The organism is Sphingomonas phyllosphaerae (genome assembly GCA_036946405.1).
GTDB classification, from domain to species: Bacteria; Pseudomonadota; Alphaproteobacteria; order Sphingomonadales; family Sphingomonadaceae; genus Sphingomonas; species Sphingomonas phyllosphaerae_D.
In genome coordinates, this window is record JAQIJC010000001.1 from 449,683 (window position 1) to 472,567 (window position 22,885).

Annotated in this window: 18 protein-coding genes and 1 tRNA gene; 8 read left to right on the plus strand and 11 right to left on the minus strand. The window is 68.7% G+C overall.

The genetic code is table 11. From position 1 onward, the window contains the following. Positions 1–63 precede the first annotated feature (63 nt). Positions 64–771 (minus strand): SapC family protein, encoded by a 708-nt coding sequence (locus PGN12_01980; GenBank protein MEH3102660.1) that lies wholly within the window; start codon positions 769–771, stop codon positions 64–66. Then, positions 768–2,336, minus strand: a complete 1,569-nt coding sequence (locus tag PGN12_01985; GenBank protein ID MEH3102661.1) for a tryptophan 7-halogenase — start codon at positions 2,334–2,336, stop codon at positions 768–770. Before PGN12_01985 ends, PGN12_01980 begins: the two co-directional genes overlap by 4 nt. Positions 2,337–2,444: 108 nt before the next feature. On the opposite strand from PGN12_01985, the gene PGN12_01990 reads away from it, so the two are divergent. The 4 genes from PGN12_01990 to PGN12_02005 all read left to right on the plus strand — a co-directional run bounded on the left by PGN12_01990 (position 2,445) and on the right by PGN12_02005 (position 8,533). Beyond that, the gene (locus PGN12_01990) at positions 2,445–5,294 is read left to right on the plus strand and encodes a TonB-dependent receptor (GenBank protein ID MEH3102662.1); all 2,850 of its coding nucleotides are present in this window, start codon (positions 2,445–2,447) and stop codon (positions 5,292–5,294) included. A gap of 90 nt (positions 5,295–5,384) precedes the next feature. Continuing rightward, on the plus strand, positions 5,385–6,155 hold the full coding sequence (locus PGN12_01995; GenBank protein ID MEH3102663.1) for a response regulator: 771 nt from the start codon (positions 5,385–5,387) through the stop codon (positions 6,153–6,155). Next, positions 6,139–7,476 (plus strand): ATP-binding protein, encoded by a 1,338-nt coding sequence (locus PGN12_02000; protein ID MEH3102664.1) that lies wholly within the window; start codon positions 6,139–6,141, stop codon positions 7,474–7,476. The genes PGN12_01995 and PGN12_02000 overlap by 17 nt, the downstream gene beginning before the upstream one ends. Positions 7,477–7,624: 148 nt before the next feature. After that, on the plus strand, positions 7,625–8,533 hold the full coding sequence (locus tag PGN12_02005; GenBank protein MEH3102665.1) for an intradiol ring-cleavage dioxygenase: 909 nt from the start codon (positions 7,625–7,627) through the stop codon (positions 8,531–8,533). A 140-nt stretch (positions 8,534–8,673) separates the two neighbouring features. On the opposite strand, the gene PGN12_02010 is transcribed toward PGN12_02005, so the two are convergent. The 3 genes from PGN12_02010 to PGN12_02020 are packed head-to-tail and all read right to left on the minus strand — an operon-like array spanning position 8,674 to position 11,827. After that, entirely contained in the window at positions 8,674–9,390 is a 717-nt protein-coding gene (locus PGN12_02010) for a gluconate 2-dehydrogenase subunit 3 family protein (protein ID MEH3102666.1), read from the minus strand. Further along, positions 9,387–11,090, minus strand: coding sequence for a GMC family oxidoreductase (locus PGN12_02015; GenBank protein ID MEH3102667.1), 1,704 nt, complete (start codon positions 11,088–11,090; stop codon positions 9,387–9,389). Before PGN12_02015 ends, PGN12_02010 begins: the two co-directional genes overlap by 4 nt. Next, positions 11,090–11,827, minus strand: coding sequence for a DUF1080 domain-containing protein (locus PGN12_02020; protein ID MEH3102668.1), 738 nt, complete (start codon positions 11,825–11,827; stop codon positions 11,090–11,092). The genes PGN12_02015 and PGN12_02020 overlap by 1 nt, the downstream gene beginning before the upstream one ends. A gap of 156 nt (positions 11,828–11,983) precedes the next feature. Between PGN12_02020 and PGN12_02025 the strand changes: the two genes are divergently transcribed. Together PGN12_02025 and PGN12_02030 are read left to right on the plus strand one after the other, a co-directional pair. Continuing rightward, entirely contained in the window at positions 11,984–12,751 is a 768-nt protein-coding gene (locus tag PGN12_02025) for an SDR family oxidoreductase (protein MEH3102669.1), read from the plus strand. Further along, a complete protein-coding gene (locus PGN12_02030; protein ID MEH3102670.1) occupies positions 12,748–13,698 on the plus strand; it encodes a glycosidase in 951 nt (316 codons plus the stop codon). The genes PGN12_02025 and PGN12_02030 overlap by 4 nt, the downstream gene beginning before the upstream one ends. A 22-nt stretch (positions 13,699–13,720) precedes the next feature. Here the strand turns inward: PGN12_02030 and PGN12_02035 are convergent, their stop codons facing one another. Then, positions 13,721–15,202: an MFS transporter gene (locus tag PGN12_02035; GenBank protein ID MEH3102671.1), complete on the minus strand. Its 1,482-nt coding sequence runs from the start codon at positions 15,200–15,202 to the stop codon at positions 13,721–13,723. Between the two features lie 285 nt (positions 15,203–15,487). After that, positions 15,488–15,577, minus strand: a tRNA-Ser gene (locus PGN12_02040). Positions 15,578–15,735: 158 nt separating this feature from the next. Between PGN12_02040 and PGN12_02045 the strand changes: the two genes are divergently transcribed. Beyond that, positions 15,736–16,506, plus strand: coding sequence for a DUF1134 domain-containing protein (locus PGN12_02045; protein ID MEH3102672.1), 771 nt, complete (start codon positions 15,736–15,738; stop codon positions 16,504–16,506). Positions 16,507–16,528: 22 nt separating this feature from the next. Here PGN12_02045 and PGN12_02050 read toward each other — a convergent pair whose 3' ends face one another. Then, positions 16,529–17,863, minus strand: coding sequence for a dihydroorotase (locus PGN12_02050; GenBank protein MEH3102673.1), 1,335 nt, complete (start codon positions 17,861–17,863; stop codon positions 16,529–16,531). Between the two features lie 54 nt (positions 17,864–17,917). On the opposite strand from PGN12_02050, the gene PGN12_02055 reads away from it, so the two are divergent. Beyond that, complete coding sequence (locus PGN12_02055) at positions 17,918–18,658, plus strand: folate-binding protein (GenBank protein ID MEH3102674.1); 741 nt, start codon at positions 17,918–17,920, stop codon at positions 18,656–18,658. 334 nt (positions 18,659–18,992) lie between these two features. On the opposite strand, the gene PGN12_02060 is transcribed toward PGN12_02055, so the two are convergent. The 3 genes from PGN12_02060 to PGN12_02070 form a co-directional block, all read right to left on the minus strand. After that, positions 18,993–20,117 carry an OmpA family protein gene (locus PGN12_02060; protein MEH3102675.1) on the minus strand — a complete coding sequence of 375 codons (1,125 nt, stop codon included), beginning with the start codon at positions 20,115–20,117 and terminating at the stop codon, positions 18,993–18,995. Positions 20,118–20,248: 131 nt separating this feature from the next. Further along, a complete protein-coding gene (locus tag PGN12_02065) occupies positions 20,249–20,752 on the minus strand; it encodes a DUF2793 domain-containing protein (GenBank protein ID MEH3102676.1) in 504 nt (167 codons plus the stop codon). A gap of 2 nt (positions 20,753–20,754) precedes the next feature. Next, positions 20,755–22,884, minus strand: coding sequence for a phage tail protein (locus PGN12_02070; GenBank protein ID MEH3102677.1), 2,130 nt, complete (start codon positions 22,882–22,884; stop codon positions 20,755–20,757). Between the last annotated feature and the right edge of the window lies 1 nt (position 22,885).

Below are 22,885 nucleotides of genomic sequence, written 5' to 3' on the forward strand. Positions count from 1 at the left end.
GATCGTCGGCTTCAGGACCTCGCACCTGGCCGGGACCGGACAGCGCGTCGCAATCGAAGCCGCTCAGTCGATGATCGCCATCCGGATCGCCGCGATCTGCGACGTGAAGCGCGCGTTGTGCAATTGCCGCAACCGTTCCATCTGCGCGAGGGAAGCGGTCATCACCGCGGCCGGCGCAAGCTCGTCGGCGCGGTGCATCGCCACCACCTCGGCATCTGCCAGCTCGGACAGCGGCTCCTCCGCGATCCCGTACAGACCATCCAGCGCATGGTCCTGCTCATCCACCAGCGCCAGCGTCACCGACAACGGCCGGAGCAGCGCACGACGTGCATAGCTTTCCGCCAGCGCTCGCCCTGCGGCGATGTCGGCGAGCGTCGTCTCCAGCGCGCTGCGCCACGCCGCGGCGCCATCGCCCGCGAACAGCGGCTCGCCGACATCGCCCAGCGACCCGTCCGCCTCGTCGACCGCCAGCCCCTCCGCACCCGCTGCGTCGAGCCGCAGCGCGGTCAGCCCGGCCGCCCGCGGCTGACTCGTGGCGTGATAGCCGGCGGTCGAGACGAAGAGGTTGACGGGCTCGATCAGCCCGACCAGCGCGACCAGCTCGAAGCGCCCGGTCTGTGCGTCCTTGGCGAACAGCAGCGGCATGTCCGCCGCCAGCAGCGCGATCTCCCCGCGACCGACCGGCACCAACCGCCGCTGCGCCGCGCCGCGCCGCCGGTCGAGCCGCAACGCGCCGTGGCGCGCAGGGTCGAGCGCCCGCAAGCGCATCATACTGCCTGCATCCCGTGTTCGCGCACCGCCCGCAACAAGTCGCGATGCTGGGGCAGCCGTTGCATCGCATCGGCGCGCAATCGCTCGTTGCGCGAGATCCAGCGTTGCACCAGCGCCGTCTCGGGAGCCGCGTCCGGGCGCGCATAGCGGGTCGGATAATTCATCCCGTGCAGCACATATTGGTAGCTCGGCCAGCCGAACACCTCACGCGCATGATCGAAATCCTGCGGCGCGGGCGGATGATCGCGCCACAGCGCCAGCCGCTCCGCCAGCCCGTCGGGCCAGGTCGCCGGATCGGCATGGTCACGCCAGAACGCGCCGTCGGTGCGCCGCGTGATCGCATAATGCAGCTTCAGGAATTCGACGATCCGCGCCCAATGATGCGTGAAGGCGGCGTTGAACTGGCGCGCGGCAGTGTCGATCGCGCCGCGCGTGCGCGGCAGGCGATCGGCGATCGCGTCCATCGACGCCTCGATCAGCATCAATGCCGACGCCTCCAGCGGCTCGACGAACCCCGCCGACAGCCCGACCGCGACGCAATTGTTCTGCCAGAAACGTTCGCGATGCCCCGCCTCGATCCGCAATACGCGCGCCGACAATTTCTCCGCCGCCGGCCCGATGTAGCGACGCAACGTCGCCTCCGCGGCATCGTCGCTCTGGTGCGCGCTGCTATAGACATGGCCGATCCCGCGGCGCGTCCACAATCCGATATCCCAGATCCAGCCTGCGGACTGTGCCGTGGCGACGGTGTGGCAGGTGACGGGATCGTCGGGATCGTCATACGGCACCTGCATCGCCACCGCACGATCGGCGAACATCACGTCGCGGCAGGAGCGGAACGGCACGTCATAGACGCCCCCGATCAGCAAGGCGGCGAAACCGGAGCAGTCGACGAATAGATCGCCCGCGATCGTCCGCCCGTCGGCCAGCACCACGCCCGCGATGTCGCCATTGTCCGCCATCTCGGCGCGCACGATATCGCCGACGACATGCGTGACGCCCAGCGCGGTGGTGGCATGGTCGTGCAACAGGGTGGCGAACTTGCCGGCATCGAGGTGGTAGGCGTAATTCGCCTGCCCGGCATATTCGGGCATGGTGATCGCCTTGGGCGCGCGCCCGGCGTCGCACAGTGTCGCCTGGAAATCGACCCACTCGGCGAAGTCGGCGCCGCCTGGCTGCCGCTGCCAATAAGGTGCCAGGTCGATCTCGGTCGCGCCCGCCGGCGGGTTGAGCGGGTGGTAATAGGCGTCGTCCGGACCGCCGTCGGCCCAGCCGACGAAACGCGCGCCCTGTTTGAACGCGGCATCGCAGCCGCGCACGAACGCGGTTTCCGACAGCCCGATCTTGGCGAGCGTGTTGCGCATCGTCGGCCAGGTACCCTCACCGACGCCGACGGTCGGCACCTGCGCTGATTCGACGAGCGTCACGCTGACGCCGCTCCCGCTCCGCCGTGCCGCCGCCGCCAGCCGACAGGCCGAGATCCACCCGGCCGAGCCGCCCCCGACGACTATGATTCGTTGAACCAAGCGCTCGGCGCCGACGACGATGGTGCCCGTGTCCCTCACGCCGCAGGCGTGTAATCGTTTGTTATCTATGTTGCAAGTATCTGATAATATTATTAGAATTTTCCCCGGAAACCCGCAGATGCAAGGCGGGGCGATGGGAGGATGAGGATGATGTCACGGCACCGGCATGTGCGCGGCTTGCGGCATATCACGACAGGGATGGGCTGCGCCATCGGCGCGTTGATCGTCGCGACGCCGGCCTTGGCGCAGGAAAGCGTACCCCCTCAGGGAACCGGCATCGCGACGTTGAGCGATCCGGCCGCAGACGACATCGTGGTCACCGGCATCCGCGCCAGCATCGCATCGTCGGCCGCGCAGAAGCGCGACTCGTCGGGTATCCTCGACGCGATCTCGTCCGAAGACCTCGGCAAGTTCCCCGACGCCAACGTCGCCGAATCGTTGCAGCGCATTCCCGGCGTCGCGATCGACCGGAACAACGGCGAAGGGCAGTCGGTCACCGTCCGCGGGCTGGGTCCGCAGTTCAACACCGTGCTGTTCAACGGCCGCAGCTTTGCCTCGGACAACTTTAACCGCTCCTTCTCGTTCGACCTGATCCCGGCCGAGCTCATCAGCGGCGCGCAGGTCTACAAGAGCGCCCAGGCGCCGTTGCAGAGCGGCGGTATCGGCGCGACGATCAACATCCAGACGCCGCGCCCGCTCGACCTGCGAGGCTTCAAGGGGATCTTCACCGCCAAGGCGCTGTACGAGAAGAACAGCGAGAAGTTCACGCCGCAGCTGTTCGGGCTGTTGAGCGACACGTTCGCGGACGGCCGGCTCGGCCTGCTCGGCTCGATCTCGTACCAGAAGCGTATCGCCTCGGTGGATTCGGTCAGCAACGGCGGCTACTTGCCCAATACGACGGTCGGACCGACCAGCAACCCGCTCTTCACCAACGTCTACGCACCCCGCAATCAGGACGTCGGCAATGCACGCGATGCCCGCACCCGCCTGGGCGCGACGCTGGTCGCGCAATATGAGGCCAGCGACACGCTGACCTTCACGGTCGACGGCCTGTACAACAAGTTCAAGAGCGACTCGACGACGCGCGCGCTGGGCAGCTGGTTCGAGCCGTCGAGCTACACCGCGGCAACAATCGACTCGAACCGCACGATCACCTCGCTCACCACGAACGGCAACGCCGACTTCATCTCATCCGGCGCGATCCGCGAGACGACGACATGGGAAGCCGGCGGCAACGTCGAATGGAAGCCGTCCGACCAGTTCAAGATGACGCTCGACGCCACGTGGTCGCGCGCGAAGAATGCCGGTGGGGGCAAGTCGTATTTCGCCGTGATCGGCTCGCCGTCGACCTATAGCTTCCAGGAGGCGGAGAACGGCGGGATCGGCTCGACCTCCGGCTATGGCGCGGGCGTGCTGACCAACCCGGCGCTGGGCCGCACGCACATCGCGGGGGTCAACGGCAACGACATCACCGAAAAGGTGACGGAATATCGCTGGAACAACGAGTTCAAGCCGGTGGATGGCGTGCTCAAGGCGTTCCGCTTCGGTCTGGCGCGCACCACGCGTGACAAGAACAACGTCCCCATCACGTCGGCGGACGACGTCGGCTGCATCTATTGCGGCTATCCGACGCTCGCCGATCCGTCGTTGCTGTCGTCGTTCACGATGAACTCGCTCGGCGCGAAGAGCGGGTCGGTGCCGCTCACCTTCCTGACCTTCGATCCGCGCGCCTACCTCAACTTCCTGACCAGCGCGGCCGCCACCTCGGCGCTCGACACCGCGCAGAAGCTCGCGCCGGGCACGACCGCGGCGCGCTATGCAAGGGCCAACGGCTATGCGGCGACCCCGCAACCGTCGGCGCGGGTCAAGGAAACGGTCTACGCCAGCTATGCCGACATGGACTTTGAATCGACCATCGGCAGCATGCCGTTGTTCGTCAACGTCGGCGCGCGGTACGAATATACCGAGCTTAGTTCGTTCGGGCAGCAGCGCCAGCTGGTCGATCTGACGCCGACCGGCGGCAACCCGCCGACCGACCCGACGATCTATGTCGGCGTGTTCAACAGCACGTCAGGTCTGCCGGTGTCGCGTCAGTCGTCGTACAGCAACTTCCTGCCCAACGCGAACGTCCGCCTGAACCTGACTCCGACGTTGCAGGCGCGCGTGGCGGCCTATCAAACGCTGACGCGCCCGGCGATCGGCGATCTGGCGCCGACCTTCAACACCGAGACGCTGCGCCCGGCGACGCTGAGCGCCAGCGGCGGCAATACCGAGCTGAAGCCGTATCGCGCCAATAACGCCGATCTGTCGGTCGAATGGTATCCGACGCGCACGACGACGTTGTCCGCCGCGGTCTTCTACAAGAGGATCAGCGACTTCATCGTCCAGAGCTTCGCGATCGAACGCCTGCCGATCCTCAACGCCGGCAACGCGCAGGGCGTCCGGCTGCCGGCCGGTGGTCTGATCACGCAGGTCGGTGGGCAATTCTTCGGCGAGTTCAGCGTGCGGCGTCCGCGCAACGCGGAGTCGCTGGAGATCAAGGGTCTCGAACTGAACCTGGTCCACACGTTCGACTGGCTGCCCGGCGTGCTGAGCGGCTTCGGCGTGCAGGCGAACGCGACCTTCGTCAGCACCAACCGCGACTTCGACGTCAACCAGACCAACCAGTCGTTCGCGGCGGAAGGCATCGGCAATTCGCAGAACGGCACGGTGTTCTACGAAAAGTACGGCATCTCGGCGCGCATCGCCTACAACCGCCGCGAGCGCTTCCTGCGCCAGCTGGCGGGCGGTTCGGGCAACGAGCCGATCTTCGTGCGCGATTACGGCCAGTTCGACGGCAGCGTCGCGGTCAACGTCACGCCGGCGGTGCAGGTGTTCGTCGAAGGCACCAACCTGTTCAACGCGAAGTATTTCACCACAGGCCGCTTCGACAACCAGCTGCTGACCTACCAGAACTTCGGTCCCCGTTACGACGCGGGCGTCCGCTTCTCGTTCTGATCCCCCTGACGGGGCGGCGATTTCTTCCGCCGCCCCGCTTTGTTGCAACCATGAAACGCGCACGATACGTCGGCAGGCGATGCGCGATCCATGCTTCTCCCCTGCCTCGACGCCGGTGACGTGATGGACCGTAGCGCGCGCCTGTTGATCGTCGACGACGACCCCGACATCCGCGAGCTGACCGCCGATTTCCTTACGCGCCACGGCTATGTCGTCGATGTCGCCCAGGATGGTGCGGCGATGCGTCGCGCGATGGCGACGAACGACTATGCGCTGCTGGTGCTCGACGTCATGATGCCCGGCGAGGACGGGCTGACGCTGCTGCGCGGGCTCGACCGGTCCGCGCCGCCCGCGGTCATCATCATGTCGGTGATCGGCGAGGAGGTCGACCGGATCGTCGGGCTTGAGATGGGCGCCGACGATTATATCGCCAAGCCCGCCAACCCGCGCGAACTGCTCGCCCGCATCCGTTCGGTCCTGCGCCGCGCCGCCGCGACCGCGCCGGAGGCGGGCGTCCGCCAGAGTGCGGTGGTGCGCCCGTGGCAGCATTTCCAAGGCTGGCGGCTCGACCCGATCGGGCGACAGTTGCTCGATCCCGACGAGGTGATCATCAACCTGTCGGACGGCGAGTTCCGGCTGCTGATGACCTTCGTCGACCATCCGCGCCGCGTGCTGACCCGCGACTTCCTGCTCGACCACGCGCGCGGCCCGCTCGCCGAGCATTTCGATCGCGCGATCGACGTGCAGGTCAGCCGCCTGCGCCGCAAGCTGGCGCGCAGCGACGGGCGGGGCGGCGACGAGCTGATCCGCACCGTCCGCAACGAAGGCTATATGTTCGCGGCCGATGTCGCGCAGCGTTGAGCGGCGCCGGCCGCTTGCCCGGCCGATCTTCGTGCTGGTGGTGGTGTCGGTGCTCGTCACCGCCGTCATCTCCTTCGCGGTCACCTTTTCCGGTCCGCCGCCGTTCGAGCCGCCGCGCAGCCTGACCGGCATCGCCCGCGCGCTGAAAGGCGAACGCCCGCCGTTCGGGTTCGGCGGGATGCCACCGGGCAGCGGCGATCGCCCGATGCCGCCCGGGGCCTTCCGTCACGGCCCGGCCCCACTTCAACGTCAGCGACTCGCGACGCCCCCACGTCCACGCCCGGATGAGCGCGCCAATGCCGAGGCCGCCGCACGGCTCGCCGCCACGTTGCGCGTCCCCGTCGCCGACGTGCGCGCCTTCACCCAGCCGGGACGCAGCGAGGGCGAGGCGTTCTCGGGCGACTGGACGTTCGGCTGGCGGCAGGACGGCGGCTGGTGGGTGGTCCGCAGCCAGCAGCCGCCGTGGCTGACACGCTGGCACGTCCGCACCTTGCTGGCGCTGCTCGCGGCGATCCTGCTGCTGTCGATCCCCGGCTGGTGGCTGGCGCGCGCGATCACCCGCCCGCTGCGCCTGCTCGCCGCGGCGGCCGATCGCGCTGGCACCGGTGCCCCGCTCCCCGACCTGCCCGGCGGCTCGCGCGAAATCCGCGACCTCGCGCGTTCGGTGTCGACGATGCACGCCCGGCTCGCCAGCCATGCCGAGGCACGCACCGCGATGCTGGCCGGGATCGCGCACGACCTCGGCACCCCGCTCGCCCGCCTCGCCTTCCGGGTCGAGGGGTTGCCCGAGGCGGCGCGCGCCAAGGCCGCCGCCGACATCGAGGAGATGCGCGCGATGATCGGCGCGACGCTCGTCTTCGCGCGCGATGACGCCGCCGCCACGATGATGGTGCGGCTCGATCTCGCCAGTCTGATCGACAGCCTCGTCTACGATCTCAAGGACATCGGCGCCGCGGTCGAATCGACCGGCGGCCCGCGCGCGATCGTGCGCGGCGACAGCGGCGCGCTGCGCCGGCTGTTCGCCAATCTGGTCGAGAATGCGATGCGCTACGGCGAGCGCGCGGCGGTCGGCTGGACGGTCGACGACGGGCGGGTGACGATCACGATCGACGATGTCGGGCCCGGCATCGATCCGGCGCTCGCCGAGCGCTTGTTCCAGCCGTTCGTGCGCGGCGATCCGTCGCGCAACCGCATGACCGGCGGCACCGGGCTCGGGCTCGCGATCGTCCGCACAATCGCCACCGCGCACGGCGGCGCGGTCACGCTCGGCAACGGCGCGACGGGCGCGCAGGCGCGCGTGGTGCTGCCCCTGTCGGCATAAATCCCCCCTTCCCCCCCTCCTTAGAGCGGGATGAAAATAGGAGACTGAGGGCATTGCAACACGCTGCAACAAGCTTGCAGCGCCCCGACATATCGGCGTGAGCAAGCGCCTCCACACGGCTCAGCAGCAAAGCGGGAGCCACTCCACCATGACCGATCACGACCATTCGCACGGCCACAGCCTGGCCGAAGACCTGCAGCGGATCGACGCGCTGATGGCGCGCCGCCGCGCGCTCAAATGGTTCGCGGGGGCCGGCACGGTCGCGTTCCTCACCGGCTGCGGCGGCAGCGACGCCGCCAGCACCGACACCACGACGTCCATTACCGCGACGCCGACCCCGACCCCGACCCCGACCCCGACGCCCACCCCTACGCCGACCAGCACCACCGCGACCGGCACCTGCATCGCCGATCCGCAGGAAACCGGCGGCCCCTATCCGGCCGACGGCACCAACACGTCGGCGGGCTCGACCAGCAACGTGCTGACCAGCACCGGCATCGTCCGCTCGGACATCCGCGCCAGCTTCCTCACGACCACCACCGTCGCGACCGGGATCGCGATGACCTTCACGATCACCGTCGTGAACGTCAATGCCACCTGCGCCCCGCTCGCCGGCTATGCGGTGTATCTGTGGCATTGCGATCGCAGCGGCAATTACTCGCTGTACGGCAGCGCGGCGGGCGAGAGCTATTTGCGCGGCGTGCAGGTCACCGACGCGAACGGGCAGGTCACTTTCACCACGATCTTCCCGGCCTGTTACGACGGACGCTGGCCACACATGCATTTCGAGGTGTTCTCGACGCTCTCGAACGCGCTCGGCGGACGCTATGCGATCCTGACCAGCCAGTTCGCGATGCCTGCCGGCACCTGTACGACCGCCTATGCCGACACGACGACCTATCCGTCGAGCCAGTCGAACTTCGCGCGCGTCGCCTTGTCGAGCGACAACGTCTTCGGCGACAATACGACGGCCCAGCTCGCGCAGATGACGCCGACGATCACCGGCAGCCCGTCGACCGGCTTCACCGCGACGGCGGTGATCGGCGTCGCGCGGTAAGGCTAACGCCCTCGTCCCCGGACTGATCCTGGGCGGCGCGGCCGGACGCGTATCCGTCATTTCGAGCGTAGCGAAGCAATCCAGGGCGTCCTGATCCGACCCTGGATTGCTTCGCTACGCTCGCAATGACGATCGCCGGGTTAGGCCCGGGACGACGAAGGCATGGACAACTTCAACGACGCCAGCAGCGTCGCGAAATGCGCCTGCGCCTCGGGTGTGGGCCCCGGATACGGCCCCTCGGTCGGCTGGTCGCCGATATAGCCCATGTCGGCCTTGCCCTCGGGCAGGCTGTAGAAGCCGAGCACGAAAAGGTTGCGCAGCCGGTCCATGAACGCGACCGGTTGCGCCATCGCCGGGCTTGGCACCTCGACGGTCAGCACGTCGAGCAGCGTCGCGCGCTGTGCCGCCGTCGCCGCGGTGAACGCGTCGCCGTGCAACACCCGGCTCTGCGCATCGAGCCACGTCAGCCCGGCGATCACCTTCGCGCGATCGGCTTGCTGCTGCGGATAGGGCGCGCTGATCCATTCGTCGATGAACGCGCCGACGCCCAGCGTCCCTGCCCCCGGCGAGGCGGCATCGGCGGGCAGGATCATGTCGCCCAGCATGTCGACGGTGGCGCGTTGCGGCTTGGTCAGCGTCAGCGGCCACGGCACCTTGGGCGCGGTCAGGTCGGGATCGCGGCCATAGCCCTTGGTGGCCGGCATCGGTGCGATGCTCGCCGGCCAGTCCACCACCTTGAACGGCGGCGGCGCGCCGGTTGCCTGCGGCGCGGCGGCAGCAGCCGCGCCCCGATTGGCGAGCGACAGCGCGGTGGCGGTGGCGAGCCATTGCAGCGTCGTACGGCGGGTGAAGGTCATGCCAGCGCTCCTGACGACAGACGGGTGGCGAGCCGCTCCGACGCGCGCAGCGCCAGCGCGAGGATGGTGAGCGTCGGGTTCTTGTGCGGGCCGGAGGCGAAGGTCGCACCGTCCATCAGCACGACATTGTCGACATCCCACGTCTGGCCATAGCTGTCGACCACCGAGGACTTCGGGTCGGCGCCCATCCGCGCGGTGCCGAGTTCGTGGATGATCTCGCCGCCCGCGGTCATGATCTGCTCGGGCGGCAGATCGGGGTCGAGGATCGTGCCGTTCAGCCGCTTGAACACCGAATGCGCGGCACGCCGGCCGTGCGCGACCTGATTGACCTCGTGCTTGGACCAGCGGAACGCGAAGCGCAGCACCGGGATGCCGAACCGGTCCTTCACGGTCGGATCGATTTCGCAGAACGTGTCCTTGTTGGGGATCATCTCGCCGCGCAGCGTCAGGCCGATCGTCGCGCCGGAGGCGTTGCGCACCGCCTGCTTCAGATCCTTGCCCCAGACGCGGGGCAATGCCGCCGACGACGGCAGGCCGAACCGCCCGCCGATCTCGAAATGATAGCCGCGCGCGAAGTCCAGCTCGCCGCGCTTCTGCTGTTCGTACAGCCAGAACGGAATGTAGATATGCTGCCCGCCGATCCCGTCCTCGTTGTAGCGCGGCCGCCCGGCGAGGCCGGGGATGAAGGCACTGAACGACGCACCGGTCGAATCGGTCAGGTTGCGCCCCAGCTCGCCCGACGAATTGGCGAGCCCGCGTCCCTGCTCGCCCGAATTGAGCAACAGCCGCGTCGTCTCGCCGGTCCCCGCCGCCAGCACCACCGCGCGCGCCGTGACCTGGTGACGCTGTCCGGTCTTGCGGTCGACATATTCGACCCCCGCGGCGCGACCGCGCGCGCCCATCACGACGCGCGACACCATGGCGTCGGTGACGACGCGCAACTTGCCGGTCGCCTTGGCCATCGGCAGCAACGACGTGGTGGTCTGGAACATCGCGCCGATCGTGCAACCGCGCGTGCACGGCGTCGCGTTGAAGCAGGCGCTGCGCGGCGCGACCTTGTCGGGCATGTCGCGCGTCAGCACCGCGGTATGCGCCGCGCGCACCGGGATCCCGAGGCTTTCGGCCGCCGCGGTGATGAGCATTTCGGGCACGCGCGGCTTGGGCGGCGGCATCAGGCAACCGGCCGGGGAGTCGGGATGGTTCTCGAGCCCGATCGGTCCGCCGTTGACGCCGATCATCCGCTCGACGCGGTCGTAGAAAGGCGCGACATCGTCATAGCCGATCGGCCAGTCCACCCCGAGCCCGTCGCGCGAGAACGGCTTGAAGTCATAGGCGCCGAACCGCGGCACGTGCCGCCCCCAATGGTTGGTGCGCCCGCCCAGCATCCGCGGGCGCCACCAGCGGAAGTCGCTGCCCTCAGTCATCGTATAGGGTTCGCCCTCGACCTGCCAGCCGCCATCGACGGTGGCGTCGAAATAGCCGAACGGCTTGTCCGGCGTACCGGTCCCGCGCAGCGGCGCGTCGCTTTCGGGCGCGAACATGTTGACCTCGGCCTGCGGATCGTAATCGCGCCCGGCCTCGAGGATCAGACAGCGCACGCCGGCCTTGGTCAGCGTATAGGCCGCCATCCCGCCCGCCGCGCCGGACCCGACGATGACAACATCGACGGCGCTTTCCGCAACCTTCGGCGACCGTGCCATTACTTGCCGGCCCCCGTCGCCGACGCGCCGATCCGGCGCAGCTTGATGTTGCGGAACGCCACTGGCTCGCCGTGGTCCTGCAAGCCGATGACTCCGCTGTCGTAGGTGCCGAAGTGCGGCATCTTCGCAAACTTCGACCCCGCCACCCGCTGCCGCCACGCGTCATCGCCATAAGAGACATCGGCGGTCGGCACGCCGTTAAGCCATTGGCGGATACGGCCGTTCTGGACGAGCAACCGCGCATGGTTCCACGTACCCGCCGGCTTGGAGACGCCGGCCGGCGGCACCGTCATGTCGTACAGCGATCCAGCACGGTGGGTCGGAATTTTGCCGTCAGAATGTCCCGCATCGTCAAGCACCTGCATCTCCAGCCCGGTTTGGTAGAGCAGCGGCGCGCCCTCGACGGGGCGCGCCAGGTACAGCACGCCGCTATTGCCGCCCTTCTCGACCTTCCAGTCGAGCGTCAGCTCGAAAGCGCCATGCAAATCGGCGGTGACCAGATCGGTCCCACTCATCTTGCCATCGGCCTTGGTCAGCAGCAGCGTCCCGTCACGCACCGTCCACGTCGACGGCGCCGGCCCGCCTCCGAACGCACCCCAGCCGGACAGATCCTGCCCGTTGAACAGCAGCTTCCAGCCTTGCGCGCGCTCGGCGGGGGTCAGGCTGTTGTCCTTCGCCAGCGCCACGCTCGAGGTCGTCATCACCAGCGCCGCCGCGATGCCCAGTGCCCACCGCATCTTCACTCTCCCACCATCGTCGTGCGCCCCAAGCCGCCGTCTCCGGAGAGGCTTAACGCTTTCATTTTTGTTTACAAGAAAGGTCCGGGCTCCGCCTGGGGACGTTTTGCGCTGATGCGCGTTAGGCGCTGCGTTCAATGAGAGAAGGCGCAGCGCATGGCCGAACGAACGATCATCGTCACGGGAGCGGAATCGGGGATCGGCGCGGCCTGCGCGGCCGGATTCGGCAAACTCGGCGACCGCGTCGCGATCCTCTATTATGCGGATCGCGACGCTGCCGAAACGACTGCCACAGCCGTCCGTGCAGGCGGCGGTAACGCGTTGACCGTGCAGGCGCATGTCGACGACGAGGCGTCGGTCGCAGCTGCGTTCGCCCATGTCGAGTCCACGTGGGGACCGGCCGACGTGCTGGTCAACTCGGCAGGACTGAACATGAGCGGGGTCACCGTACGCGCGATGACGCTCGATCAATGGCGGCGACTGCTCGACACCGATCTGACCGGCGCATTCCTCACCTCGCGCCGCTTTCTCACCGGTCGCGGAACCGCGACGAGCGATGCCGCGATCATCCATATCTCCTCGATCCATGCCTATGCCGTGCGCGCGGGCGGTGCGGACTATTGTGCCGCGAAAGGCGGACTTTCCAATCTGGTCGAGACGCTGGCGATCGAGGAAGCGCCCAATGGCGTCCGCGTGAACGCCATTGAGCCGGGGATGATCCTGACCCCGATGAACGCGCGTGCGCAGCAGGACGATGCGTATCGCCAGACCCTGGAGAAGAACATCCCGCTCGGTCGCGCCGGCAAGCCGGAGGAAGTCGCGGATCTTGCGGTATTCCTCGCCTCGGCTCACGCGCGCTACATCACCGGTGCGCGGATCGTGATCGACGGCGGCCTGTCGCTGATGCAGGCGCTCGGCGCATGACCGGACGGGCGATCGACGACCCGCACCGCAAGGACGCGGTCGCAAATGCCGATGTCGCGCTCGACTTCAACGTCAAGCGGATCGAAACGGTATCGCTCGACGGCCCGCCCGACCTAATGTCGCGCGACCTGATGAGCCCCTATATCTGGCGCGAGCCGGACGGCCGCTGGGGGATCATGGTGCGCGCGGTCGTCAAGGCCGACGCCCCGCTGACCGATACCGGCCAGATCTGGGGCGGATGGAGCGACGACGGCGTGCGCTTCACGATGCTCTCCGCACCCTCGCTGATGCCCGGCCCTGACGACAACGACGCCGGCGGGGTCGAGGATCCGACCGTGATCCGGGGCGATGACGGCTATATCGTCTATTATTCGGGCGTTCGTGCCGACCACGCCCATAGCGAACTGTCCTATGCGACCGGCCCGTCGCTCGATCGGTTGACCAAGAGCGGCGTCGCGCTCGCTTCGACCAAGTCGGAGGGTAACACCAAGGAAGCGACGATCGACCGCACCGTCGACGGCCGCTGGCGGTTGTTCTACGAATATGCCGCCGATGAGGCGTCACGCGTCGGGCTGGCGATCGGGGCAGGTCCGGCAGGGCCTTGGCAGGAGCAGCCGACCCCGTTCATGCCGCGCGAAGAGAGCTGGGACGACTGGCACCTTTCGACTGGTCCGTTACTGACCGACGATCCCGCCAGGCCGGTGATGTTCTACAACGGCGCCACCCGCGACGCCCGGTGGCGGATCGGCTGGGTTGCGTTCGACGCCGATTGCACGAACGTCGTCGCGCGCGGCATTCAGCCACTGGTCACGCCACCGCCCGTTGCCGACCGCACCGCGACCGACATCGCCTTCGCCGCTTCCGCGGTCGTCGCGGATGGCGCGATCTGGCTTTATTATTCGCTCGAAGACCGCCGCCTGGCCCGCGCGCTGATCCGCCGAAGCTGACCCCCGTCGGATATCGCTGCCGCTATCGTCCGCGATGCCCGCTCATCTCGGCACCCGCATCGGGCGCGAAGCGGCGATTGAAGACGATCGCGGAGGCGGAGATCGTCGCAACCACCACGAAGGCGATCGAGAAGGTCGTCAGCGTCGGCTGACCTGTGCCGCCCAGCGCGCTGCCCAGCTCCAGCACCGTCGCCGCGGTGCAGATGCCGAGCGAGAGCGTCAGTTGCTGGAAGGTGGCGTAGAAGCTGGTTGCCGCGCTCATGCGCGTCTTGTCGACATCGGCATAGGCGATCGCATTGAAACCGGTGAACTGGAACGAGGTGAAGAACCCCGAGATGCCCAGCACCACCACGATCGCGGCGATCGGCCAGTCGGGACGGAACAACGCGCAGGTCGCATAGCCGGCGCTGCTCGCCAGTCCCGAGACGATCAGGCTGCGCCGAAACCCCCAGCGACGCAAAACGCGCGGCGCGAGCGCCTTCATCGCCAGCGCACCGACCGCGCCTTCCATGGTGAGCGACCCGGTCCTAGCCGCGGACAGACCGAAGCCAAGCTGGAACATCAGCGGCAACAGGAACGGCTGCGCGCCCTGCGTGATGCGCGTCAACGAGCCGCCGAGCACCGACAGGCGAAAGGTCGGCACGCGCATCAGCGTCGGATCGAGGATCGGATCGGCGGCGCGCCGTGCGTGACGGACATAGCCGAGCCCGAGCACGACGCCCGACGCCAGCAGCACCAGCGCGACCTTGCCCGTGCCCGGACGGCTCGCCAGTTCGAACCCGAACAGCAGGCAGCCGAGCGAAAGCCCCGACAGCAGGAAGCCGGGAAGGTCGAACCGCGCGCGGGCGTCGCCGCGCACCTCCGGCACCAGCAACAGCGCGCCGATCACGCCTGCGACGCCGATGGGAAGGTTGAGATAGAAGATCCAGCGCCAGTCCAGCCACGTGACGATGAATCCGCCGAGCGGCGGCCCGAGGATCGGTCCGATCAGTGCCGGCATCACCAGCCACGACAGCGCCTGCACCATGTCCTCCCGAGCGACGCTGCGCAGCAGGACGAGCCGCCCGACCGGCACCATCATCGCGCCGCCGATCCCCTGCAGAAAGCGCGCGGCAACCAGCACGGGCAACGATCCGGCCTGCGCACAGGCGACCGAGCCGAGCAGGAACACCCCGATCGCCGCGCAGAAGATCGTGCGCGAACCGAACCGGTCCGCAAGCGTGCCGCTCGCCGGGATGAAGAGCGCCAGCGCGAGCAGGTAGCTGGTGAGTGCGAGGCTGAGGCTGGTGGCCGGAGCGCCGAGATCGCGCGCCATGGTCGGCAAGGCGATCGTCAGCACCGTCCCGTCGAGTTGCTGCATGAACAACGCCGATGCGACGACAAGCGCGATCACGCGATACCCGCGCGGCCGCGTCTCTTCCGGCGCGGTCGTCGTCGCGTCGGCGTCGCGACTGGTGACCGCCTCGACCGCCGGCGCCAGCCCATCGCCGACGTCCGCGCTCATCGAGGCCAGATTACGTCGTCTCCACCGCATGCGTTTCCTATCGTCGTGTCGTCCCGGCACAGAACGCTGCGTGCACCGATCGGCTCATCTGGTGCCCACGATCCACGATCTTCCCGCCCGGATCGTTCCTCGTGCTCGGATGTGTTGCACATCGTCGGTCTGGGCGCCGCTACATGCGACTGGCCTAATGGCGGGAGCGGGAACGATCGTCGTCGACCTTCTCGTCGTCCCCACCCGACCGATGCGCCAACCGCTGGCAGCGGAGTCTGGAATGTCGCGGTGGATTGGCGGAGACGGAGGGATTCGAACCCTCGGTACGGTTTCCCGTACGACGCTTTAGCAAAGCGTTGGTTTCAGCCACTCACCCACGTCTCCGGGCCGGCGTGAGGCGCGGCTATAGCGAGAGGGATCGCGGCGATCAACTGGGCGCGGACGATTTCCGCACATCGCGCCTGCGACTCCGGTCGTCGTGCCGTTCATTGCGGCGACAGCACCGGGCAGCCTATAACCGCGCGATGATCGAGGGGGCAGGCATGAAGCGGATCGCACAACGCAGCATCGGGGCAGCGATGCTGATCGTCGCCCTCATCGGTGCGCCGCTCGGCGCCGCGGCACAGGTACGCACCATCGACCCGAATGCCGCGATCGACGGCGATGTCTCGACCGCGCCGCCGCGCAGCGTGCGGACCCCGACCGCGCCCGCACCGGCGCGCCCGCTTCCCGCCGCGCCGGCACAGGAGACCGACCCCGCGCCGCTGCCGCAGACCGCGGCGCCGACCACCGGGGCGGAGGTCCGTGCGGACGCCGCCACCACCGCCGCCGCGACGTACAAACGCGACGACCTGATCGGCGCGGGTGAGGGCGTGTTCGGCAAGGGGGCCGAGGGATTCGCGCAGATCATCGAGAAGATCCTGAAGGATCAGGGCGAGCCCAACGCCTATATCGCCGGGCGCGAGGCGTCGGGGGCATTCATCCTCGGCGTCCGCTACGGTTCCGGAATCATGACGCACAAGGTCGAGGGGCAGCGACCGGTCTATTGGACCGGTCCGTCGGTCGGTTTCGACGTCGGCGGCGACGCCAACAAGGTGTTCGTGCTCGTCTACAACCTCTACGATTCGCACGAATTGTTCACGCGCTTCCCCGGCGCGGAAGGGCGGCTGTATTTCGTCGGCGGGTTCGCCGCGACCTATTTGCGCAAGGGCAATGTCGTGCTGATCCCGGTGCGGCTCGGCGTGGGTTGGCGCGCCGGGGTCAACGTCGGCTACATGAAGTTCACCGAGACGTCGAAGTGGCTGCCGTTCTGACCCACGCCTGACCGGCGGGGCGTCAGCGCCCGCCGGGGAAGCCGGTCGTCTCGAAGCGGATCGGCGCGCCCTGCGGCGCGTCGCCGAGCTGATCCTCCCACATCGCCACCTGCCCGCGCACGATCGTTCCGATCGGCTTGCCGGTCAGCTCCATCCCCGTGAACGGCGACCAGCCCGCGCGCGAGCGCAGCCAGCGCTCCTCGATCGTCCAGCGCTTCTTGAGGTCGACGATCGTGAAGTCGGCGTCATAGCCCGCCGCGATCCGACCCTTGCCGGTCAGCCCGAAGATCCGTTGCGCCCCCGCACTGGTCAGCTCGATCACGCGCTGCAGCGACAACCGCCCATGCGCGGCATGATCTAGCAGCAGCGGCAACAGCGTCTGCACCCCCGGCATCCCGCTGGGGCTCGCCGGATACGGCTTGTTCTTCTCTTCCAGCGTATGCGGCGCGTGGTCGGAGCCGATCACGTCGGGCACACCCTGGTTGAGCCAGTGCCAGAGCCCGTCGCGATGCGCGCCCGAGCGGATCGGCGGGTTCATCTGCGCCAGCGTGCCGATTCGCGGATAGGCTTCCTCGCCGGCCAGCGTCAGATGCTGCGGCGTCACCTCGCAGGTCGCGATGTCCTTGTTCTGGCCGAGCAATTCCAGCTCGGCCGGTGTGGTGACGTGCAGGACGTGGATCCGCCGCCGCGCCGCGCGCGCCAGCCGCAGGATGCGCGTCGTCGCGAGCAGCGCGCTCTCGTCGTCGCGCCACACCGGATGCGACGACGGATCGCCCTCGACGCGCTCGCCGGCGCGCGCGTTCATGCGGTCCTCGTCCTCGGCGTGGATCGCGACACGGCGGTGACCGCTCGCGAGCACCTCGGCGAGCCGCGCATCCTCGCTGACCAGCAGGTCGCCGGTCGATGCGCCCATGAAGATCTTCACCCCCGCGGTGCCAGGCAGCCGCTCCAGCTCGGCCAGATCGCGCGCATTGTGGTTGGTCGCGCCGACGTAGAAGGCATGGTCGCACCACATCCGCCCCTTGGCGCGGGTCAGCTTGTCCTCGATCGCCTCGGCGGAGTCGGTGTTCGGCTTGGTGTTCGGCATCTCGAACACCGCGACCACGCCGCCCATCACTGCCGCCTCGCTGCCGGTGGCGAGATCTTCCTTGTGCACCAGCCCCGGCTCGCGGAAATGCACCTGCGTGTCGATGACCCCGGGCAGGATGTCGAGCCCCGTACAATCGACCGTGCGCCCCGCGTCGCCGCGCGCACCGATCGCGACGATCCGCCCGTCGCGCACGCCGACATCGGCATCCACCGGTCCGCCCGGGGTGTGCACCGTGCCACCGGTCAGCAGGAGATCGTAGGTCGCCATTGTCAGCCCTTTCCGGCTCTTTCGCGGGGTCGCCGCTCTCCCTACCTTGGTGCCATGGACGATACCACCCCGGCGACGATGCTGGCGGACCGCGCGCTGCTGCGGCTGTCCGGCGAGGATGTACGCGGCTTCCTTCAGGGCCTGTTGACCAACGACGTCGCGGGCGCGCTCCCGGTCTGGGCGGGGTTGCTGACGCCGCAGGGCAAGGCGCTGTTCGACATGATCGTCTGGGCGGACGGCGACGACATCCTGCTCGACGTCGAGCAGGAGCAGCGCGATGCGATCGCGCGCCGGCTGACCATGTACCGGCTGCGGCGCGCGATCACGATCGTGCCGGACAATGGACTGGCGGTGCACTGGGCGCGTGACGCCGAAGGGCAGGCGCCCGATCCGCGCCTGCCCGAACTCGGTATGCGCTGGATCGCACCGCCCGCAGCCCCCGCCTCGGGGTGGCACGAACACCGCCTGTCGCTGGGCGTCGCGGAGGGCGTGGCCGACGTGGGAGCCGGCGAGACGCTGTGGCTGGAGGCGAACGCGCGCGAGTTGCACGGCGTCAGCTTCACCAAGGGCTGCTACGTCGGGCAGGAGAATACCGCGCGGATGCACCACCGCGATAAGGTCCGCCGTCGGCTTGTCGTCGCACCGATCGACGAAAGCGACGCGCGCAAGCGTTCGGTCTATCCGGATTCGGGTTTGATGGTAACGCTCCGCCGCGTCGACACGCTTGGCGACGCGCGCATACCGGACTGGCTGGCGACGGCGGTCGGAACAGACGCCTGGGATGCCCTGAGCTAAGGCCGATCGACATTCGTGGTGGTGCTGCCCTCTCCCCTGGACAGGGGAGAGGGATAGCGGAGCTTGCCAGCGTGCTGGCTAGCGCAGCTTTGGTGAGGGGTTGAGCGAGCCGAAGGCTCGCGCGCTCGCTTGCGCGAGCGCCACCCCTCACCCAGCTCCGACTAAGACTTTGCTGCGCAAAGCCTAAGTCTGCGCAGCCCTCTCCCCTCGAAGAGGGGCGAGGGCCGGGAAGGCAATCATAAATGTCGATCGGTTCTGGCACGCAACCCACCGCCCAACAAAAAAGGAGGCCGGCTTGCGCCGACCTCCCTCTTTTCGGTCAACGTGATCGACCTTACTGGCCCGAACCCGGACCGTAGGTGATCTCGACGCGACGGTTCTGCACTTCGCGGACGCCATCGGCGGTCTCGACGCGCAGCTTGGTCTCGCCGAACGCTTCGGTCGTCATCACGCCGTCGGGGATACCCTTCGACGCGAGGTACGCCTTCACGCCGTCTGCACGACGCTGCGACAGGCCCACGTTGTACTTCGCCGAACCCGAGGTGTCGGTGTAGCCAGCCAGCATGACCTGCGCGTTGTTGCAGCTCTGGTACTGGGTAACCGCGTTGTCGAGGATCGACGCCGCTTCCGGGGTGACGTCCGACTTGTTCCACTCGAAGAACACGATGAACGGACCCGGCGAGCAGACCACTTCCGGCGGCGGAGGCGGCGGCGGCGGGGGCGGAGGAGGCGGCGGCGGCGGCGGCGGAGGCGGCGGAGCCGCTTCTTCCGGAGCGCCGAAGTTGTACGTCACGCCACCCAGCAGGCTGTGCGAACGGAAACGACCGTCGTACGAACTGCCGCGCGCGTCGAACAGGTTAACGTTGTCGGCGTTGAAGAAGCGATACTTCAGCGAAACGTCGACGTTCTCGCTCAGCGGTGCACGGATACCGGCCAGCGCCTGCCAGGCGAACACGGTGTCCGAGTCGTCGAGGAAGCGATAGGCGTTCGGCGCCGACATGCGGGCCTGAACGCGGGCCACACCCGCACCGCCGCCGACGAAGCCCTGCAGGCCGTCGTCCTCACCGAAGTCGAGCAGACCGTTGACCATGAAGCTCAGCGCCGAGGTACGGCCGCCGACGCCATCATAGGTGCCCGGGTTCGCCTGCGTCGCGCCGCTGGTCGGAACGCCCGCGGTCGTGCGGAGGCTGTCGATGCTCGCGCGACGATAACCGGCTTCGGTTTCGAGGCGGAACGCACCGAAATCGTAGCCGACGACGCCGTCGACATCCCAACCGTAATCGTGGTCGACAGTGGCGGTACCACTGCGGCTCGCTGCGGTACCAACGACGCTCCAGTCGATGTCCTCAACGATCATCGCGCCGCCTTCAACGCCGACATACCACGCCTTGTCGCGCGCAAGCGCGGGCGTGGCGAGGGCGGTGGAGGCAAGCGCCATGATCATGGCTAGCTTACGCATCATAATCCCCTTTCCATGGTGTCACTACGGACAGCGCAAACTCACTATCGAAAGGATGGTTTCGTCACAAGCCGACAAATACCGCTCGGTGTGATGCAATTGCCACACCCGAACCGCTGCATCGACAACGGTCAATTTGAGATAAGTCCATGCTTTCGCAGCATAATCAAGATCGTTTCGACACAGGTACGAAGTTCGGCGTCGATTGTCGCACCACCGGTCGGCACGGTGATCGCCGCACCCCGCGCGCCGACCACCTGCACGCCGTCCACCATCACCTGCGCCGCGCGTATCTCGCCCAGTCGCCAGCCGGACCCGTCGCAGGTCGCGAGTTGTCCGCTCGAAAGGTGCTGTGCCCGCAGTCCCGCTCGCGGCGCGACGAACCGCCATCCCCCCGCGGTCCATCCCGCGATCGCGCCCGCATGGCCGCTCCACGCGCCCGAAGGAGCCGGACCGACGATCCAGCATTGCCCCGGCTGCGGCGCCGCCGGGGGCGCGTTGCGGTCGACCTCCTCGACCGTTGCCTGCACGGCGAGATCGAGCAGCGTCAGCGCCTCATTGTGCCACACCTCCTTCTGCGCCTGTCCGGCGGCGAGCAGCGGCAGTGCGAGCCGCGCGCTATCCTCATCGGTCATCGTCACTCTCCTTCGATCAGGGTGATGGTCGCGGCCGAGACGGCGAGCGTGCCGAGCTGAAGGACCGCCACCTGCATCGCGCCAGCGGGTAACGAGGCGGCGGACACCGTCAGCGCGGGCGCATCGCTCTCGATCACCCGCGCACCCGCGCCCGCGCCGATCGTGACGCGATAGCGTTCGCGCTCCTCGCCCAGGGGCGCGTCGCCATCGTCGCTCCATCGCCAGCCGAGCCGACTCCGCCGCACCCAGCTGACGTCGAGCCCGCCGTCCTGACGCCGGATCGCGCGCAGCCGAACCGGCGCCGGGGGCGCAACCGAGCGGCCGGTGGTCACGACCGACACCGCGACGGGCTGCGGATCGCCGACGCCGCTCGCCAGCAGGCGGATCGTGTCGCCGACCCGCGCGCGTGGCAGCGCGATCGTCGCCACGCACCCGCGCTCGATCAGCGCGAAGCCCGTCCCGGCCGGGTGCGCTCGCGCGCCACTCCCTCGCCGGTCGCGCAGGATCGTCGACAGCCGCCAGCGCCGTGGCGCGATCTGTTCGGCATCGCGGAACTGGATCAGCTCATCGCCCAGCAGCGCGAGATTGTCGCCGCGATCGAGCGCCGCATCGTCGATCGACAGCAATGTCAGCGCGTCGTGCGCCAGAACCACCTCGATCGTCGCGCTGCGATCGATCAGCCACGCCGTTCCCGCCGCAACCGGCATCGCGAGCCGACCGACGATCGCCGGCCCGGCGGTGCCACCGGCCTCCTGCCAGGTCGCGCCGTCGTCATCGCTCGTCATCAGCGCCGCGCCGCGCCAACCCGGCGCATCGCCGGTGGCGAGCACCGCGATCCGCAGCGTCTCGCCGCGCGGCTCGTCGATCGGCGGCAGCTCGGCGGCGACCAGCATCGTCGCGGCCAGCGGGCGATCCGGCGCGGCCAGCACGCGCCCGGCGTCCGCGGGCAACGCCCCCGCCGCGCCATCGAGCGCGGCCAGCGATAGCGTCACGCCCTGCCCGCCGACCTCGACGCGCGTCACCCGCCACGCCGCCGCCTCGCCCGGGCAGCGTACCGTATCGCCGGGTGCGATCCCGATCGCGCCCGCATCCAGCGTGGCACGCCGCGTCACCCGCGCGCGCTCGGCGCGTCGGAGCATCGCCTGCGCCAGACCGCGCGCCTGCCCCGCCTCGAGCGCGGCGGGCAGTTCCTGCGCCTCCTCGCGCCAGCCGGCACCGGGGCGCGCGGCCTGCTGCACCCCGATCTGGTAATCGCGCGCGGGATCGTAGCAGGAGACGCGCACGCGGCGTGGCACCGTCTCGATCGATTGCCGCCGCTCGTCGATCGCGGCATCGTCGGCGATCGTCAGCGTCGCGCCCGGCCGATTCTCCAGCCGTAGCGTCCCGCCGGTCGGCACCCACCAGCCGCCGGCGATCGTCGCCAGCAGTTCCAGCGCGCTCGCGACACTCTCGCCGCCGCTCGCATAGCCGGGCAACGTCATCGCCGGACCGACGCCGGTCACCGCGCCGCCGCCAAGCGCCGCCGCGACCGCGCCGATCGTCGGGGCAGCCGCGTCGGCGATCACCTCGAAGCTCAGCGACGGGATGCGGTTCCCGAACGTCTCCAGCGGCAGGTTCTCGAACACCGCGTAAGCGAGGCCGCGATAGGCGGGCGCCTGCGGCTCCAGCGCGGCGATCAACGGGTCGGGGCGCTGCGCCTCGTCGCCACGGTAGAGCCGCATCGTCACCGGCACCTTCCAGTCGCCCGCCGCCCCGCGCAGCAACTGCCCGTCGGCCCAGACCCGCCCGATCGCGCTTATCGCGCGCGCCGACAGCGCGACCGCGAAGGACGCGGCGTAACGATAGCCCTCGACCCCCGGCCGCCCCTTGCCCCCGCGCGTGACGCTGCGCGTCTCGATCAGGTCGGTCGACCAGATCACGCATCCCGCGACGCGCATCGTCCCGAAGATCCGCGGCAGCGGCGTGCCATAGGATGAGGTCTGCACCTTGAGATCGCTGAGCCGCTCGCCGCCACGTCGCCGCGTCGGCGCGAGCAGGCTGCGGTCGATCACATAGCCGAGCACCGCCCCGACCGCCGCGCCGCGACGTCCGCCGACCACGCCGCCGACCGCCTTCAGCACCAATGTCGCCATC